The organism is Mesorhizobium waitakense (assembly GCF_056431085.1).
On record NZ_JBWKME010000072.1, the window covers coordinates 13,938 to 29,330 of the forward strand.

Annotated in this window: 15 protein-coding genes; 5 read left to right on the forward strand and 10 right to left on the reverse strand. The window is 62.9% G+C overall.

What is annotated here, in order from left to right; genetic code table 11:
• The first annotated feature begins 143 nt into the window (after positions 1-143).
• Complete coding sequence (locus AC07FD_RS16700; RefSeq protein ID WP_478350733.1) at positions 144-1,946, forward strand: NAD(P)-binding domain-containing protein; 1,803 nt, start codon at positions 144-146, stop codon at positions 1,944-1,946.
• Positions 1,947-2,009: 63 nt separating this feature from the next.
• Here the strand turns inward: AC07FD_RS16700 and AC07FD_RS16705 are convergent, their stop codons facing one another.
• The 3 genes from AC07FD_RS16705 to tmpA form a co-directional block, all read right to left on the reverse strand.
• Complete coding sequence (locus AC07FD_RS16705) at positions 2,010-3,170, reverse strand: PcfJ domain-containing protein (RefSeq protein ID WP_478350734.1); 1,161 nt, start codon at positions 3,168-3,170, stop codon at positions 2,010-2,012.
• A gap of 564 nt (positions 3,171-3,734) precedes the next feature.
• The gene (tmpB, locus tag AC07FD_RS16710) at positions 3,735-4,319 is read right to left on the reverse strand and encodes a (R)-1-hydroxy-2-trimethylaminoethylphosphonate oxygenase (protein WP_478350735.1); all 585 of its coding nucleotides are present in this window, start codon (positions 4,317-4,319) and stop codon (positions 3,735-3,737) included.
• On the reverse strand, positions 4,316-5,467 hold the full coding sequence (tmpA, locus tag AC07FD_RS16715; RefSeq protein WP_478350736.1) for a 2-trimethylaminoethylphosphonate dioxygenase: 1,152 nt from the start codon (positions 5,465-5,467) through the stop codon (positions 4,316-4,318). The genes tmpB and tmpA overlap by 4 nt, the downstream gene beginning before the upstream one ends.
• Before the next feature lie 118 nt (positions 5,468-5,585).
• Here tmpA and AC07FD_RS16720 point away from each other — a divergent pair, with 118 nt between their 5' ends.
• Positions 5,586-6,470, forward strand: a complete 885-nt coding sequence (locus AC07FD_RS16720; protein WP_478350737.1) for a LysR family transcriptional regulator — start codon at positions 5,586-5,588, stop codon at positions 6,468-6,470.
• 4 nt (positions 6,471-6,474) lie between these two features.
• Here the strand turns inward: AC07FD_RS16720 and AC07FD_RS16725 are convergent, their stop codons facing one another.
• Genes AC07FD_RS16725 through AC07FD_RS16735 form a run of 3 tightly spaced genes read right to left on the reverse strand, consistent with a single transcriptional unit; the run spans position 6,475 to position 7,922 of the window.
• Positions 6,475-7,002 (reverse strand): GNAT family N-acetyltransferase, encoded by a 528-nt coding sequence (locus AC07FD_RS16725; protein WP_478350738.1) that lies wholly within the window; start codon positions 7,000-7,002, stop codon positions 6,475-6,477.
• A gap of 43 nt (positions 7,003-7,045) precedes the next feature.
• Entirely contained in the window at positions 7,046-7,354 is a 309-nt protein-coding gene (locus tag AC07FD_RS16730) for a hypothetical protein (protein WP_184873406.1), read from the reverse strand.
• A gap of 4 nt (positions 7,355-7,358) precedes the next feature.
• The gene (locus AC07FD_RS16735) at positions 7,359-7,922 is read right to left on the reverse strand and encodes a helix-turn-helix domain-containing protein (RefSeq protein WP_457153058.1); all 564 of its coding nucleotides are present in this window, start codon (positions 7,920-7,922) and stop codon (positions 7,359-7,361) included.
• Positions 7,923-8,077: 155 nt separating this feature from the next.
• Here AC07FD_RS16735 and AC07FD_RS16740 point away from each other — a divergent pair, with 155 nt between their 5' ends.
• Positions 8,078-9,910 carry an ATP-binding protein gene (locus AC07FD_RS16740; protein ID WP_477227045.1) on the forward strand — a complete coding sequence of 611 codons (1,833 nt, stop codon included), beginning with the start codon at positions 8,078-8,080 and terminating at the stop codon, positions 9,908-9,910.
• 221 nt (positions 9,911-10,131) lie between these two features.
• On the opposite strand, the gene AC07FD_RS16745 is transcribed toward AC07FD_RS16740, so the two are convergent.
• Together AC07FD_RS16745 and miaA are read right to left on the reverse strand one after the other, a co-directional pair.
• Entirely contained in the window at positions 10,132-10,923 is a 792-nt protein-coding gene (locus tag AC07FD_RS16745; RefSeq protein WP_478350739.1) for a GGDEF domain-containing protein, read from the reverse strand.
• A 129-nt stretch (positions 10,924-11,052) separates the two neighbouring features.
• Complete coding sequence (gene miaA / locus AC07FD_RS16750; RefSeq protein ID WP_478350740.1) at positions 11,053-11,997, reverse strand: tRNA (adenosine(37)-N6)-dimethylallyltransferase MiaA; 945 nt, start codon at positions 11,995-11,997, stop codon at positions 11,053-11,055.
• Between miaA and serB the strand changes: the two genes are divergently transcribed.
• Both serB and AC07FD_RS16760 read left to right on the forward strand, forming a co-directional pair.
• The gene (gene serB / locus AC07FD_RS16755) at positions 11,987-12,874 is read left to right on the forward strand and encodes a phosphoserine phosphatase SerB (RefSeq protein WP_478350741.1); all 888 of its coding nucleotides are present in this window, start codon (positions 11,987-11,989) and stop codon (positions 12,872-12,874) included. The genes miaA and serB overlap by 11 nt on opposite strands.
• On the forward strand, positions 12,871-13,443 hold the full coding sequence (locus AC07FD_RS16760) for a GNAT family N-acetyltransferase (RefSeq protein ID WP_478350742.1): 573 nt from the start codon (positions 12,871-12,873) through the stop codon (positions 13,441-13,443). The genes serB and AC07FD_RS16760 overlap by 4 nt, the downstream gene beginning before the upstream one ends.
• Before the next feature lie 48 nt (positions 13,444-13,491).
• Here the strand turns inward: AC07FD_RS16760 and AC07FD_RS16765 are convergent, their stop codons facing one another.
• Both AC07FD_RS16765 and AC07FD_RS16770 read right to left on the reverse strand, forming a co-directional pair.
• The gene (locus AC07FD_RS16765) at positions 13,492-15,009 is read right to left on the reverse strand and encodes a DegQ family serine endoprotease (protein WP_478350743.1); all 1,518 of its coding nucleotides are present in this window, start codon (positions 15,007-15,009) and stop codon (positions 13,492-13,494) included.
• A 191-nt stretch (positions 15,010-15,200) separates the two neighbouring features.
• Positions 15,201-15,389, reverse strand: a complete 189-nt coding sequence (locus tag AC07FD_RS16770; protein WP_478350744.1) for a DUF2065 domain-containing protein — start codon at positions 15,387-15,389, stop codon at positions 15,201-15,203.
• Positions 15,390-15,393: the final 4 nt, after the last annotated feature.

Consider the following 15,393-nt stretch of genomic DNA (forward strand, 5'->3'; position numbering starts at 1 on the left):
CCGATAAGGCATTGAAAACACGCCAAACTATTGGAGGGCGTGACGCTGCGGAGCTTTTGAAGAAATACTCCGCTCATCGTGGACAACTCAGTCCGGCCAAATCGCTCGATCGAGAAGCGATCACAATCCAAGGAGGAAAGCTGATGCTCGACAAGGCCCCTAACAAGAAACTGTCCGACCTGCTCGACCAATTCGGCGCCGCCCTGGTCGCCAATGACATCGAGAAAGCGGTCGATTGCTTTCAGGAGGACTGTTATTGGCGTGACCTCGTCACCTTCACCTGGAACATCAAGACCATGGAGGGCCGCGACCAGGTCCGCGACATGCTGAAGAGCCAGTTGTCGAAGACCAAGCCATCCCACTTCGCCATCGCCAAGGGTGAGGACGCGACCGAGAGCGGCGGACTGATAGATGGCTGGATCAGCTTCGAGACAGAGGTGGCGCGCGGCTTCGGCCATGTCAGGCTGAAGGACGGCAAGATCTGGACGCTGCTGACCACCATGGTCGAATTGAAAGGCCACGAGGAGCCGGCGGGTTTCGCGCGGCCGATGGGTGCCAAACATGGCTCGGGCAAGAACCGTCAGACATGGAAGGAAGAACGCGAGAACGAAGCCGCTGAGCTCGGCTTCAAGACGCAGCCCTACACGGTGATCATCGGCGGCGGCCAGGGCGGCATCGCACTCGGCGCGCGGCTGCGGCAGCTCGGCGTTCCCACGATCATCATCGAGAAGAACGAACGGGCCGGCGACAGCTGGCGCAAGCGCTACAAGTCGCTCTGCCTGCATGACCCGGTCTGGTACGACCATCTGCCCTATATCGATTTCCCGAAGAACTGGCCGGTCTTTTCGCCCAAGGACAAGATCGGCGACTGGCTGGAAATGTACACCAAGGTGATGGAACTGAACTACTGGTCCTCGACCGAGGCCAAGAGCGCGTCTTATGACGACAAGAAGAAGGAATGGACGGTCGTCGTCCACCGCGACGGCAAGGACATTGCGCTAAGGCCGAAGCAGCTGGTGCTGGCTACGGGACAATCCGGCAAGGCCAATATGCCGAAATTCAAAGGCATGGAAAACTTCAAGGGCAATCAGCATCACTCCTCGAAGCACCCCGGTCCCGATGCCTATGCCGGCAAGAAAGCTGTTGTCGTCGGCTCGAACAATTCCGCCCACGACATAGCCGCGGCACTTTGGGAAGCAGGCGCCGATGTCACCATGGTGCAACGCTCGACCACGCATATCGTCAAGTCCGACACGTTGATGGAAATCGGGCTGGGGTCCCTCTATTCGGAACAGGCGGTGCAAAGCGGTATGACGACCGCAAAGGCCGACCTCGTCTTTGCCTCCCTGCCCTACAAGATCCTGCACGAATTCCAGATTCCGGCGTACGCCGAGATGAAGAAGCGCGATGCAAAATTCTACACGGGTCTGGACAAGGCCGGCTTCATGCTCGACTGGGGCGATGACGATTCGGGCCTGTTCATGAAGTATCTGCGGCGTGGTTCGGGCTACTACATCGATGTCGGCGCTTCCGATCTGATTATCGATGGCTCGATCAAGCTGAAAAGCGGTGTCAACGTGGCTGAGATCAAGGAGCACTCGGTGCTGCTCAGTGACGGCACCGAGTTGCCCGCCGATGTCATCGTCTATGCCACCGGCTATGGTTCGATGAATGGCTGGGCGGCCGACCTGATCTCCAGGGACGTCGCCGACAAAGTCGGCAAATGCTGGGGTCTCGGTTCGAACACCACCAAGGATCCCGGTCCATGGGAGGGCGAATTGCGCAACATGTGGAAACCGACGCAGCAGGAAGCACTGTGGTTCCATGGCGGCAATCTGCACCAGTCACGCCACTATTCGCAGTTCCTGTCGCTGCAGTTGAAGGCCAGGCACGCAGGCCTGCCGACGCCGGTCTACGGGCTGCAGCAGGTCCATCACAAGGGATAGCGCCTCGCACATCCGCCCCTTTTTGAACCCGCGCGGCGATTCCGCCGCGCGGGCTCTTTCTGTTCAGTCCTGCAGCGTCACGCACTTCGCCTTGGCCCAACGCTCGAGGATCTTGCGCTCGTCCGTCGTTGCCAGACGATTGCCGAAACCGCGCACCTGGACCGCCCGATGCTGCGGATCGAGCTCGATCGTCAGCAAGCGTTCAGTCTTGCCGTGCGCCTTGCGCCGCAGCGCCCAGATCGAGGCATTGCCGGCAATGCATTTGGTCGCATAGGACGACACGCAATGATGCATCGCCCGGCTCTCGGCAACGAGGTCCTCTGCGGTCTTCAACTGGCGGATGGAGAACCACTCGCCATGCGCCTTCGCCTCCTTGGGCGGCGGATGCCATTCCCAATCCTGCAGGCGCGAGCCGTCCCAGGCGCTGCACTGCGTGGGTGCGCCGTCGACGGGCTGAGCCCGCGCGGCGGCCCGCCGGCGCATCGCCTCGATGCGTTCGATCGCAGCAAGATCGCGATGCCAGTCCGACATCTGCCGGTGCAGCGAGGCGAGCGTGCGGCCCTTCAGGCTGTAGGCAGCATCGCGCCGGTGCTTGGCGCCGACATAGTCACAGAGATCGTCGATCTCCTCCTTCGAAGCGGGATGTCCGCAGAAGAAGCGCGCCACCTCGCGCCAGAAGGCCAACTCGCCACGCGGCGTGCGCGCGATCCTCGTGCGTGCAAGTCGTGCAGCCAGCCCCCAATCCTCGGTGTAGGACCGGACGATCGCGAACCAGAACGCCTCGTCGAAGGTGAAATCGCCGGACACGTTCAGGAAGCAGTGCACCTCCTTTCGCGACAGCCACGCATTGGCGCCCGCTTTGTAGAGCGAGCCGCCACCTGCAGCCGTGACGTACCAGGCCAGGCGAAGTGCGATCTCCTGGCCATCTAGTCCCGACCTATCCAGCCAGATGGCCTCGAGCGCGGCCGAAACCGGATAACGCGCAAAGAGATAGCGGGCGGCAGCCAGCCGCAGCCGGGCCGGGTCGCGCGTCTTCAGCTTTGGACGCCACAACGCGCCGTCGCGGATCGCCATGCCTGCATAGCCGCGGCGAACCTCGTCGAGCGCCCGCTCGAAATCGGGAGCGGGGCGCGGCATAGCGGAAACCCGCCGCAGCGATGCTTGATATACTTCAATGCGTTGGCGCTCGGCGTCCTGCCTGCGCTGGATCATGGACTTTGCCATGGCCGTTCTTCCTGATTGGAACCCTGTCAGCCGCACGCAATTCCAGCGTCGGCACGGAATGTGTCGATCTGGGTTGGCGTGACATGGACAGGTCTCCTTTCAGGATGACGGGTTGGGAATGGCGCGGTCTCTAGGCTCACAAGAAACTTGGCACAAGTGCCATTCCTTCAATGTTTACAATGGCCTGCCGGAGTGTTGCAAAGCAGCATCTTTGATTTTCAGGCAGCCGCGATCGTCGGCGGGGAACTCTCGGCTTCCCACCGTTTTCCGCCCACGGGCCGTTGCAGCATAATGAACCGCATGCAGACGATAGCTGCCGCCGCGCATCGCGGCACGGCGGTCCTCAGAGTGCCAGAATATTGGAACCGCTGTGGCGCGGGTCAGCCCGTTCGTCCGCCGCGGAGGCGCAAAATGTGTGAACAAGATCTCATCGTCGCCTCCATCAAAAGCGTGGTCGATACAGTGCGGCCAATGAAAATATGGGCCGCATGTCGGGCGCGGCTAATACATCGGAACAGGCGCAACGGCAAGACGGCGAGCGTGCTCGACCTCGACGGAGTTGCGTCAGGCGCGATCGCGAAAGTCGCGAACGACCCGCTGCAGCAGCGGCACGTAATCGCGGAACGTCCGTGTCTTCATGTTGGCGATCTTGCCGCTCTCATCCCAGATGCGGACCCGGACCGCTTCCTCATGGAAGGGGTTCTTGCGGAACTCGGCCACCTCGTCCGCGCTCATCGGCCCGCCCTGCAACGACAGCGTATGCACCGAAGCCTGCGAAAGCTTGCCGAAATAGCTCGGGTCGGTGGCGCAGAGATAGCGCTTGGCCGAGACATGCAGCCTGACGCATTCGACGATGACAGGCGGAAAGAACGGCGCCAGCACCTCGCCGCCGGCTTCGTCATGATGCTTGTCCTCGACATCCTCGGGCGAATAGGTGCCAAACTCGCTGGTGTAGTGGCCGATGTCGTGCAGCAGGGCCGCCGCCACCAGCTCGTCCGGTGCGCCGTCCTGCTCGGCGAACCATGCGCCCTGCAGCATGTGCCCCGACATGGTGACGGGCTCACCGAGATAGGATTCGGCACCCCGGCGTTCAAAGATGTCGGCGATGAACTCGACGATGTTGTCCGCGTTCAGGTCCTGGCCGCTCATTCCGCCGCCTCCTTGAACCCGTGTTCGATCGCCGCAAGCGTCGACAGCAGGCCGTCCTTGTCGGCGTAGCAACCCTGCAGCCAGCGCTTGCCGGTGCCGGAAAACGCCTTGCGGGCATGCATGACGCGGGTGTTGTCGACGATGAACGCCTGGCCCGCTTCGAGCTTGAAGGTCACTTCGAAGGATGGATCCTCGATCAGCTCGGCAAACCGGCGATAGGCGGCATAGTAAGCCTCCATGTCGGCGAACGGCACGTCGACCGTCGGCGCCAGCGAACGGTTGTTGAAGCGGATGCAGATCAGCTCGCCGTCGGGCCCGAGCTCGATCATCGGCCGCTTCGCCTGCAGCCGCACGCCGGCCGAGCCGGCATATTCGAACCGCGCCGGGCATGAACTCAACAGCCGAAAGCCTTCGGGGTTCTCAGCCTGCAAGACGGCCGCGACGGCAAACCCGTCGACGACGCTGGACTCGCCACCCTCCACCGTATTTTCGATGCAGGACAGGATCTGCAGCGTCGGCACCGGATCGCGATAGGGATTGTCGGTGTGCGCCTGGAGGCCGAGATTGGTGTAGGCGAGATTGCTGGGATTGACCTCGGCGCGCACTTCGAACCAGCGGCCGTAATTGGTTTCCCTGATATAGCCGAACAGATCGGACACTTTGCAGAGCGCCCCGGATTCGGCCGGCAGGTCGTCCATCACCGCGAAGCCATAGGCTTTCACCGCCGACAGCCATTGCCGCAGGACGTCGCGGTCGCGGCTGGCAGCAGGGTAGCCGGCACGCGGCACGGAACTCTGCATCGTCGCCTTGGTCCAGCGCACGATGTGCTCGCCTGTCCAGCCGGCTTGGCGGGCCGCGTCGCGATCATAGGCATTGGCGCTCAGCCATATCGAGGGAAAGCTCACCGTCTTTCCTTCCGGCACGAAGCTGACCTCGAGGGCGTCGCCCTTGATCGACGCCGCGCCGATCTTCGTCGCGGCTGGAATGTCGAGGATGGTGATGAGCCGCTGGCCGTTGCCGGCGCTGCGCGTCTTGTCGTCCAGCGCATTGTCGCGCAGCCACATGGCGTGAAAGCGGGTGCGCGTCCCGTCCTTCCAGCCAAGTTCGATGGTTCCGCCTTCGTCGCCGATCAGCGCGTGGGTGAGCATGGAGATCCATTCCTGTCCGCTACGCCTGCGGTCCGATCCGCAGGTTTCGATTGCATGTTGACCGCGCGAAAGGCATAACTCAAATTATCCTTTTTTGGCCAATGACCTCAAAGAACTAATGGCTCGAATAATCCCGCCCTTGCCTCCGCTTGACTGGCTGCGCAGTTTCGAGGCCGCGGCGCGGCTGTCGAATTTCACCGCCGCGGCAACCGAGCTTGGCTTGACCCAGGCGGCGGTCAGCCAGCACATCCGGCTTCTCGAACAACGGCTGAAGACGCGCCTGTTCTCCAGGCTAGCACGTGGCGTCGCGCTGGCGCCGGAAGGCGCGGCTTACCTGCCCCACATCCAGTCGGCTTTCGCCACCATCGGCAGCAGCACCGCGGAACTGTTCGAGCCGCGCGCCGTCCAGACCGTGACCGTTCGAGCGCCGATCTCCTGTGCCCTGCTGATGCTCGTCCCGGCCCTGCCCGATCTGGCCAAGGCATTGCCGCGCATTCAGCTCGATCTGGTGACGATCCACCGACCGACCGACTACGACCTGCCGGGTTCGGCGCTCGACATCCGTTTCGGCAACGGATCCTTCCCCGGACGTGACGCCGACAGGCTGACCGCCGAGCGGCTCGTGCCGGTGGCTGCCCCGGCCCTGGCCGGCGACGCCGACTGGACCTCCCTGCCGCTGCTTCTGGTCGCCGGCGCACGCGAGATGTGGGCCGAATGGTTCGCGGCCGCAGGGTTGGCCGGCCACCCCCGGCGATCGCATCGCTTCGACAGTTTCGTTGCCGCCATGGAGGCGGCCAGGGCCGGTGCCGGCGTGCTGCTGGGCTCGCGGCCGCTGGTCGATGCCGCGCTCGACAGCAGGACCCTGGTCAGGCTTTCCGACTTCGAACTCTCCAGCACCTCGGGGCATTTCCTTACCAAGGCGTCGACCGCACGCCTGACCAGCGCCGAACAGGATTTCCATCAGTGGCTGCTGTCGCGCCTCTCCGGCTACGGTCCGACGTGACTGGTTACGAGATTGGTCCGATACGCTTCCAGTAGAGGAGCGTACCGGTCAGTCCGCCATGCGGTTTCAAGGCATAGTCCGGTATCTCGCCTGCCAGCGTGAAACCGAGCTTCTCGTAGAGGTCTGAAGCACCCTCCTCCGTCGCCGTATCGAGAACCAGCAGCGTGCGCCCCTTTTCCACGGCCAGGCTCTCGGCGGCTCGCATCAGGTGCGTTCCCACGCCCCTGCCCCGGTAATCGAAACGGGTCATCAGCTTGGCGATCTCGGCCCGGTGGGGCTGGTTGGGCGGACAGTCGAGCAACAGGGTGACAGTGCCGACCAGGACCTCGCCGTCCCAGGCGCCAAGCACCGCCCTTTCCCCTCTTGCCGCTGCTGCCAGGGATTTCTGCCAGAATGCGCTAGCCGCTTCCGGTGCCAGCGGATGCATGAAACTGACCGATCCACCGGCCGCTACCGTTGCGACCAGCAATCCGGCCAGCATCTCCTGCGTCGCCGCAGCTGGGGTCAGTGTTCCGATCTCGATCGAGTTCATGCGCGTGATGTCCGTGATTGCGATGGCACGACTGAAGCGGTCGTCAGTCGAGATGGCGCACGCGGCGGCGCTTTCGTGCCGCCTTGATGGCGCCAATGCGTTCGGTGTCTTCTTCCCTGAGATGCCGCCCGCGCTCCAATATCTCGAGCGTATATTCCTCATAGGTCAGGCCCAGCCGCTCGGCCTTGTCCATGCGCAGCAGCATGACCTCGCGGCTTGGCGCCTTCCACGCCTTGGCATGGGCGGCCTGCCAGGCAAGGAAGATGTAGGGGTCGCCCTTGCCCCATGGCGGCCCCTTGTACTCGTCAAGAGGCGGCCCCCCATTGTGGGAGCGCTTTGGTCGTCTGGCCATGACTTCAACCCCTGACCAGCGCGACGAGATAGTCGGCGCCGGGTTCCAGGGCGTGGAAGGTGCAGTCCGATGGCGCGCCGAGTGCCAGACAATCGCCGGGGTCGAGCCGGTGCACCACATCGCCCTCGGCGAACTCGAGCCGCCCCGAAATCAGCCATATCTGCTGCTTGATGAAGGCATAGGACGCGGCGGGAAAGCTGACCCTGGCGCCCGCCGGCAACTGAACCCTGATCAGTTCCAGCGGCATGTCCGAGGCGGGCGACAGATGCCGCCTGACATAGCCCGTACCAGGGTCGCGCCACACCGGTTGATCGGCCTCGCGCAGCAGCCCGCCGCCTTGCAATTCGGCGCGCGCGATGAGCGTCGACAGCGTCATGCCGAAGGCCGACGCGATGCGCACCAGGAGGGCCGCCGTCGGGCTGGTTTTGCCGCGCTCTATCGTGCTCAGCATCGCCTTCGACACGGCGGAGCGCCCCGCAAGCTCGGCCAGCGACCAGTCCCGCATGGTCCTTTCGGCGTGTATTCTTCTGCCGATGGTCGAGGAAATATCGTTCGCTATATCATCCATATATCCACTATAGCGAAATGCCGGCGATGGAAAAGAGCCCTCTCGCGACAATTTTCACGGACCCCTTAATCGTCTCTACACCATCCGACCTCATCCAGCCTTAACCCCGTTCCTGTAGGGTCGATGCTCCAGGGGAAATGGGGATTGGTCTGTCCATGTATGTCGAACGCGAAGCCTCCGTTGGAGAACCGACATCGCAGGAGCGTCGCAACGCGGAGCAGAACGACAGGCGCATTCTGGGCAACGTCGTGCAATGCGACGGCGCGCGCGCCACCATCGGCGCCTTTGCGGACGATATTGACGGCGCGGTGACCGGCCTGTGGACAGTCGGCAAGATGATTTCCATCAATCTGGGATCCACGCGAACCGTCGGCCTGGTCTACGGGATCGGCAAGTCGGACCGCGCCTGGAGCAATGAAGGTCAAAACCCGATCGAGGTCAGCATCGAGCTGATCGGCGAAGTCCGCGACGGAGCAGAGCCGGGCGCCAAGCCGATCTTCGATCGCGGCATCACCACCTATCCGCATATCGGCGCCATCGCCCATCGCATCCGCACCCGTGACCTGCAGGCGGTCTATGATCTGGCCGGGCGTCATTCGATCACCATCGGCACACTCTCACAGGACGAGACGATCGCCGCCAACATCGCCATCGACGATACGTTGGCGCGTCACTTCGCCGTGGTCGGCACCACTGGTGTCGGCAAATCCACCGCCGTCTCGTTGCTGCTGCGCAAGTCGATCGCGGCACGGCCGGACCTGCGCATCCTGATCCTCGATCCGCACAACGAGTTCGCCGCGTCGCTGCCCGAATATTGCGTCAGGGTCGATTCCAAGACGCTCGACCTTCCGTTCTGGATGTTCAGACTGGAGGAGTTCGCCGAGGTGCTGTTCCGCGGCCGCGAGACGGTGCCGGAAGAGATCGACGCCTTGCGCGACCTCATCCCCGCCGCCAAGAACCTTTACCGCAACCCGAATTCGGGCAGCTACATCAGGCGCGGCAGCGATGCGCTGACCGCCGATACGCCGGTGCCTTACCGCATCGCCGACCTTATCAAGCAGATCGACGAGCGTATGGGGATGCTCGAAAGCAAGACTGATCGCCCGACGCTGAAATCCCTGAAGACGCGCGTCGAATCGGCGGCGGCCGACCCACGCTACCGCTTCATGTTCAACTCGCGCCTGATCGAGGACACCATCCACGAGACGATCGGCAACCTCTTTCGCGTGCCGCATCATGGTCGCCCGGTGACCTGCTTCGAGATGGCAGGCATGCCGTCCGAAGTGGTCAATTCCGTCTGTTCGGTGCTGGCGCGCCTAGCCTTCGACCTCGCTTTGTGGAGCGAGGGCAAGCTGCAGCTTCTGCTTCTGTGCGAAGAAGCGCACCGCTACATGCCGGCCGATCCGCGTCTCGGCTTTGCGCCGACAAGGCACGCGCTGTCGCGCATCGCCAAAGAAGGCCGCAAATATGGCTGCTATCTCGGCGTCGTCACCCAGCGACCGGGCGAGCTCGACCCGACCATCCTGTCGCAATGTTCGACCTTCTTCGCCATGCGACTTGCCAATGAGCAGGACCAGGCGATCATCCGCTCGGCGATTGCCGACTCCTCGGCCTCGACGCTGGCTTTCCTGTCGTCCATGGGCCAGCGCGAGGCCATTGCCTTTGGCGAAGGCGTGGCGACGACGATGCGACTGAAGTTCGAAAAACTATCCTCGGAATTGATCCCCGGCACCAACAAACGCGAAGAGGCTGAGTCGAAAGCCGGCGAGGATGTCGACCTGGTGGCGATCGTCGAGCGGCTGCGCAACGTGCCGAAATCAACGCAGCAGGCGATGGCCTTCGCCGAAGTCGTCGATTCAAGCCGCCAGGCCGGCGATCCCGACTACCGCAAGCCGCCGGCCACCAGTCGGGTGCAATCGGATGACGATTTCGACATGCGCTACGGCCTCAAGCCCGCGACCTTCGGCCTGCGCCCGCAAAACGACTGAGCCGGCAACGTTACGTCTCCTGCTGACAGTTCCGAGAAGCTTGCGAGAAGCGTTCGGGGCTTCGTTGGCATGCCTGGGCAAATCCCGTCAGGGAATTCTTCAGGCTGAGTCGATTGGTGTCGACTTCAAGAACCGTAGCGGAGCGGACATTTGGTCCGTGAGCACCGGAAGCACAGAAGCCGGCATCAAACGGCCAGCCTCACGAATTCAATGATGGGATTTTAGGCGCAGACGCGGTTGCGGCCTTGCCTCTTCGCCTCGTAAAGCTGGCGGTCGGCGCGGCGATAGAACTCCTCCGCCGTTTCCTTGCGGTCCCAGACAGCCAGACCGACGCTGGTGGTGATCTTGAGCCGGACATTGCCGGAGAGCACCGACATGTTGGCGACCGCCTTGCGGATGCGCTCTGCAAACCTGCCCAGCAGTTCGGCGTCCATGTTGGGCGTGACCACGGCGAATTCCTCGCCGCCCAGCCGCGCCGCCACGTCGTGATAGCGTGTCATATCCTTGAGGCAGCTCGCGACGGCTTTGAGCACCTCGTCACCGACATCATGGCCGTGGGTGTCGTTGACCTGCTTGAAATGGTCGAGGTCGAGGATCATCAGCCCGACGGGCTTTTCGATGCGCCGGAACTCCTCGAGATATTCCTTCAGCGCGTCGTCGAAATAGCGCCGGTTCTGCATGCCGGTCAGGCCGTCGGTCAACGCGGCATGCTCGAGTGTCTCGGAGCGGGCGCTGAGCGATACCGTCATGGCGCGCAGCTTGCCTTCCTCCGTCGCCTGTTTGCGGATCAGCGGATAGATGAAGAAAATGCCGAAGAACAGCGCAGTGGCCAAAAGCACCCCGGTCGCGAACAGCAGCTTGTTCAGATAGATGACCTTGTCCATGCCCGAAGCCGTATGCAGCTCGGTGGCGAAGGATTGCAGCAGTCCATAGGCATGCAGCGTCACCAGGCCGGCGGCCAGGATCACGAAGATAAAGACGAAAAATGCTGATTCCGCCTTATGGAAACGCATCTGCTCCCCAATGGAAAAGTGCCCATTGACCTTATGGCATGGGCGGGCTTACGGAGGGTTAATTTGGACAACCGCAACGGGAACCTTACCTTGCAGATAAACTTTTCAGGTTGCAATGGAAACAGGCGATCAAATCGTGGTTTCCAGATCGTCACCGGGCCGCAATCTTTGCCACTCCGAGCCCAGTTGATGCCTGAACCAGGTCGTTTGCCGCTTGGCATATTGCCTGGTTGCGATCTTGGCGCGCTCGATCGCCTCGGGAAAGCCAATCTCTCCAGCCATCGCGGCCTGCAGTTCGCGAACGCCGATCGCTTTCATCGCCGGCAATTCGGGGTCGAGGCCTAGCGCCGATAGCCGCTTGACCTCGTCCAGCGCCCCCTTGTCCAGCATCTGGTCGAAGCGTTTTTCGATGCGGTCGACCAACGCCGCCCGGTCCGGCTCGATCACGATGAAACGCGCGCTCTGCCTGTCGATGAGCGGCCGGCCGCGCTCCGCCTGCCATTCCCGGATCGAACGGCCCGATGCATCGAGCACCTCCAGTGCCCGCACGATGCGTTGGCTGTCGGTCGGCTTCAGCATCATGGCAGCCGCAGAATCCTCGCGCAGCAGCAGGCTGTGCAGCTTGACGGCGCCCTGCTCCTTCAGCTCATAGCGCCAGCGGTCACGAATCCGCTGCGGAATGTCGGGCATTTCCGAAATGCCTTCGGCAAGCGCACGGAAGTAGAGCCCGGTGCCGCCGACAAAAATAGCAGGCTGTCCGGAGAGCGTACTGTCGTCGATCAGCTTCATCACGTCGCGCAGCCACGCGCCGGTGGAATAGGCTGTGGCCGGGTGGACATGGCCATAGAGAAAATGCGGCGCGCGGGCGAGGTCGGCCGCACCCGGCCGGGCGGTCAGCACGTCGAGCACCGAATAGCCTTGCATGGAATCGGTGTTGACGATGACGGCGCCCTTGCGCTCGGCCAGATCGAGCGCAAGGGCCGACTTGCCGCTGGCGGTCGGCCCGGCTATCAGGATCGCGTCCTTCACGCGGCCTTTGCCCGCCTGTCCGCCGGAATCGTCCATGCCGCTCATCGCCACGCTTGTTTCCCGTCCCGCCGATCGCGCTTTGTCGCTGTCGCTTGCGAATATGGCGTCACGCTCGGTCGGCGCAAGCGCTGTTGTCTGGCTTGCCGACGGGATTGCCTGCGATCTTGCCTTGCCGAAAGAGGCTGACGCCGTCGATATAAGTGCCGCCCTGCGTGCAGCACTCGCCACCGAACCGGTCGACGTGATCGTCCAGCAGGCGGAAACCCGCCGCAAGAAGATCCTCATCGCCGACATGGATTCGACCATGATCGACCAGGAATGCATCGACGAACTGGCCGACGAGATCGGCGTCAAGGATCATGTCGCCGCCATCACCGCGCGATCGATGAATGGAGAGATCGCGTTTGAACCGGCCCTGCGCGAGCGGGTGGCGTTGTTGAAGGGCCTCGACGCCGCCGTGGTCGACCGAATCGTCGCCCATCGCCTGACGCTGGCCGCGGGCGGCGGCGCGCTGGTGCGCACCATGCGGGCCCATGGCGCCTGGACAGCACTGGTGTCTGGCGGGTTCGAGGTGTTCACGACGCGCATCGCGGCCATGCTTGGCTTCCAGGAGAATCGCGCCAATCGCCTGCTCGAAGAGGACGGCCGCTTCACCGGGCTGGTTGGCGAACCGATACTCGGCCGCGCCGCCAAGGCCGATGCGCTAATCGAGATTTCCACACGTCTCGGCTTGACGCCGACTGACGCCATTGCTGTCGGCGACGGCGCCAATGATCTCGACATGATCCGGCTGGCTGGCACCGGTGTCGCCCTCCATGCCAAGCCGACGGTGGCGGCACAGGCAAAGGTTCGCATCGACCATGGCGACTTGACCGCATTGCTCTATGTGCAGGGCTATAGGCAGGAAGAGTTTGTACAATGAAACCAATGCGTACCGAGCGCCTGATCCTGCGCAACTGGGAAGATCGCGATCGCGAACTGTTCCACCGGATCAATTCCGACGAACAGGTCATGGAATTCTTTCCGTTCCGCCGCAACCGCGCGCAGGCGGACGCCAAGATGGACGAGGTCCGCGCCTGGGTCGATGAGGACGGCTATGGCTTCGCCGCGGCCGAGATTGCGGCCACGGGCGAGTGCATCGGCTTTGTCGGGATAACCGGGACAGAAGACATCGACGTCCTCCCCGACGGCACGATCGAGATAGGCTGGCGTCTCGCCCCGGAATTCTGGGGCAAGGGCTACGTCACCGAGGCGGCCGAGGCCTGGCTCGCCTACGGTTTCGAAACGCTCGACCTGGACGACATCGTGTCTTTCGCCGTCTACGAAAACCATCGCTCCACCGCCGTCATGAAACGCCTCGGCATGAGGGTCGACCCGGCTAGCGACTTCGACCATCCCGACGTCCCTGACAGCCACCCGGCGCTCAAGCGGCATGTCCTCTACAGATTGTCGCGCAAGGACTGGCAGGCAAGAAAAAAGGCGGCTCAATAGCCGCCTTTTTTCGTCTCAAAATCAGGGCACTACAAGCCTTTCCTGACTTCAGTCCATCCGGATCGTCACGAACCTGAGCTCGCCGGTCTTCGACGCCAGCATCAGCAGCGCGTTCTTGCGCCCTTGCTCCTTCAAGGCGCCAATCCGGTCCATGACATCTTTGGGCGTGGCGACCGATTCCTGTGCGATCTCGGTGATCACCTCGCCCGGCTGGATGCCGCGTTCGGCGGCAGCCGAATCCTTGGTGACATCGGTGATGACGACGCCGGAGACATCGGCAGCAATACTGAACTTCTTGCGCGTCTCGTCGTTCAGTTCGCCGACGGTCATGCCGAGCACCGAAGCCGTCGAGACCGCCGGAGCCTTGTCGCCCTTGTTCTGGTCGGTGTTGCTGCCGTCCTCGCCGCTGGCAAGCTTTTCGCCATCTTCGAGCCGGCCGAGCGTCACCTTCACGGTCTGCTCGACGCCCTTGCGCACGATCAGCACGTCGACCGCCTTGCCGACCGGGCTTTCGGCGACCACGCGCGGCAGGTCGCGCATTTCATGGATGTCCTTGCCGTCGAACTTAAGGATGACATCGCCGGCCTGGATGGTGCCGTTGTCGACCGGGCCGCCCTTGATGACGCCGGCGACCAGCGCGCCCTTGGCGGTCGCCATGCCGAGGCTTTCGGCAATGTCGTCGGTCACGGGCTGGATGCGCACGCCGAGCCAGCCGCGCCGGGTCTCGCCGAACTGGCGCAATTGGTCAACGACGCCGGAGGCGAGTTGCGAGGGGATGGAGAAGCCGATACCGATCGAACCGCCCGACGGCGAAATGATCGCGGTGTTGATACCGATGACCTCGCCGGCACTGTTGAACAGCGGACCGCCGGAATTGCCGCGGTTGATCGCGGCGTCGGTCTGGATGAAATCGTCATAGGGGCCGGAATTGATGTCGCGGTTGCGGGCCGAAACGATGCCGACCGTCACCGTGCCACCGAGGCCGAACGGATTGCCGATCGCCATGACCCAGTCGCCGACGCGCATCTTGGTGGAATCGCCGAACTTCACCGCCGTCAGCTTGTGGCCCTTCGGGTCGACTTTCAGCACCGCGACATCGGTCTTGGTGTCGGTGCCGACCAGCGTCGCCTTCAAGGTGATGCCGTCGGAGAAATTGACCTCGATGTCGTCGGCATCGGCGATCACGTGGTTGTTGGTGACGACGATGCCTTGCTCCGCGTCGATGACGAAGCCGGAGCCCAGCGACTGCACTTTCTGGCCGCCATTGTCCTTGTCGCCGCCACGGTTCTTGAAGAAGTCGTCGAAGAAATCCTGGAAGGGCGAGCCCTCAGGCAATTGCGGCATCGGCACCGCACCCGGACCTTCCGTACCCTTCACAGTCTGCGAGGTTGAAATGTTGACCACCGCGCCGAGCAGGCCTTGCGCAAGGTCGGCGACCGAAGCAGGCCCGTCGGCGGCAAATGTCGGCGCCACGAAGGACGGCACAGCGACGGAGCTGACGAGAAGGGCTACCGCGCCGGCGATGAACGTCCGCCGCGCTGCGCGCAAAAGGGAATTGGTTGTCATCGAGAAGCCTCCCGGTATTCTTGAAAAGAAAAGCGCTTCGACGAAAACGCCGCGTCGCGCCATGTTGGCAAAAAATACGGCACGTTTGCGGCTATGACTATCGGCAGAGGATAAATCATCCGTTATCCCGGGATCGAAGCTCGTATCACGGGATCGAAGCTCGTATCCCCCGGGATCGAAGCTCGCCGCCCTCACCCGCTTCGCACCAGCCAGACGATGCCGACACCGATGGCATTCGCCGCCAGCCCGGCGATCCGCAACGCATTCTCGGGCAGCGACAGCACTTCAGTGGCGAGTTTCCTGGCAAGGCCGGGAAAGCCGCCATAGACCAGACCTTCTATCACAAGGACAAGGCCCATGGCGGCGAAAAAGTCCTGCACCTGC

Excerpts from the sequence above, each read along its gene's own strand:
- AC07FD_RS16700 (WP_478350733.1), top strand. The coding sequence starts at position 144 with ATGCTCGACAAGGCCCCTAACAAGAAACTGTCCGACCTGCTCGACCAA.
- AC07FD_RS16705 (WP_478350734.1), bottom strand. The coding sequence starts at position 3,170 with ATGGCAAAGTCCATGATCCAGCGCAGGCAGGACGCCGAGCGCCAACGC.
- tmpB (WP_478350735.1), bottom strand. The coding sequence starts at position 4,319 with ATGAGCGGCCAGGACCTGAACGCGGACAACATCGTCGAGTTCATCGCC.
- tmpA (WP_478350736.1), bottom strand. The coding sequence starts at position 5,467 with ATGCTCACCCACGCGCTGATCGGCGACGAAGGCGGAACCATCGAACTT.
- AC07FD_RS16720 (WP_478350737.1), top strand. The coding sequence starts at position 5,586 with ATGGCTCGAATAATCCCGCCCTTGCCTCCGCTTGACTGGCTGCGCAGT.
- AC07FD_RS16725 (WP_478350738.1), bottom strand. The coding sequence starts at position 7,002 with ATGAACTCGATCGAGATCGGAACACTGACCCCAGCTGCGGCGACGCAG.
- AC07FD_RS16730 (WP_184873406.1), bottom strand. The coding sequence starts at position 7,354 with ATGGCCAGACGACCAAAGCGCTCCCACAATGGGGGGCCGCCTCTTGAC.
- AC07FD_RS16735 (WP_457153058.1), bottom strand. The coding sequence starts at position 7,922 with ATGGATGATATAGCGAACGATATTTCCTCGACCATCGGCAGAAGAATA.
- AC07FD_RS16740 (WP_477227045.1), top strand. The coding sequence starts at position 8,078 with ATGTATGTCGAACGCGAAGCCTCCGTTGGAGAACCGACATCGCAGGAG.
- AC07FD_RS16745 (WP_478350739.1), bottom strand. The coding sequence starts at position 10,923 with ATGCGTTTCCATAAGGCGGAATCAGCATTTTTCGTCTTTATCTTCGTG.
- serB (WP_478350741.1), top strand. The coding sequence starts at position 11,987 with ATGCCGCTCATCGCCACGCTTGTTTCCCGTCCCGCCGATCGCGCTTTG.
- miaA (WP_478350740.1), bottom strand. The coding sequence starts at position 11,997 with ATGAGCGGCATGGACGATTCCGGCGGACAGGCGGGCAAAGGCCGCGTG.
- AC07FD_RS16760 (WP_478350742.1), top strand. The coding sequence starts at position 12,871 with ATGAAACCAATGCGTACCGAGCGCCTGATCCTGCGCAACTGGGAAGAT.
- AC07FD_RS16765 (WP_478350743.1), bottom strand. The coding sequence starts at position 15,009 with ATGACAACCAATTCCCTTTTGCGCGCAGCGCGGCGGACGTTCATCGCC.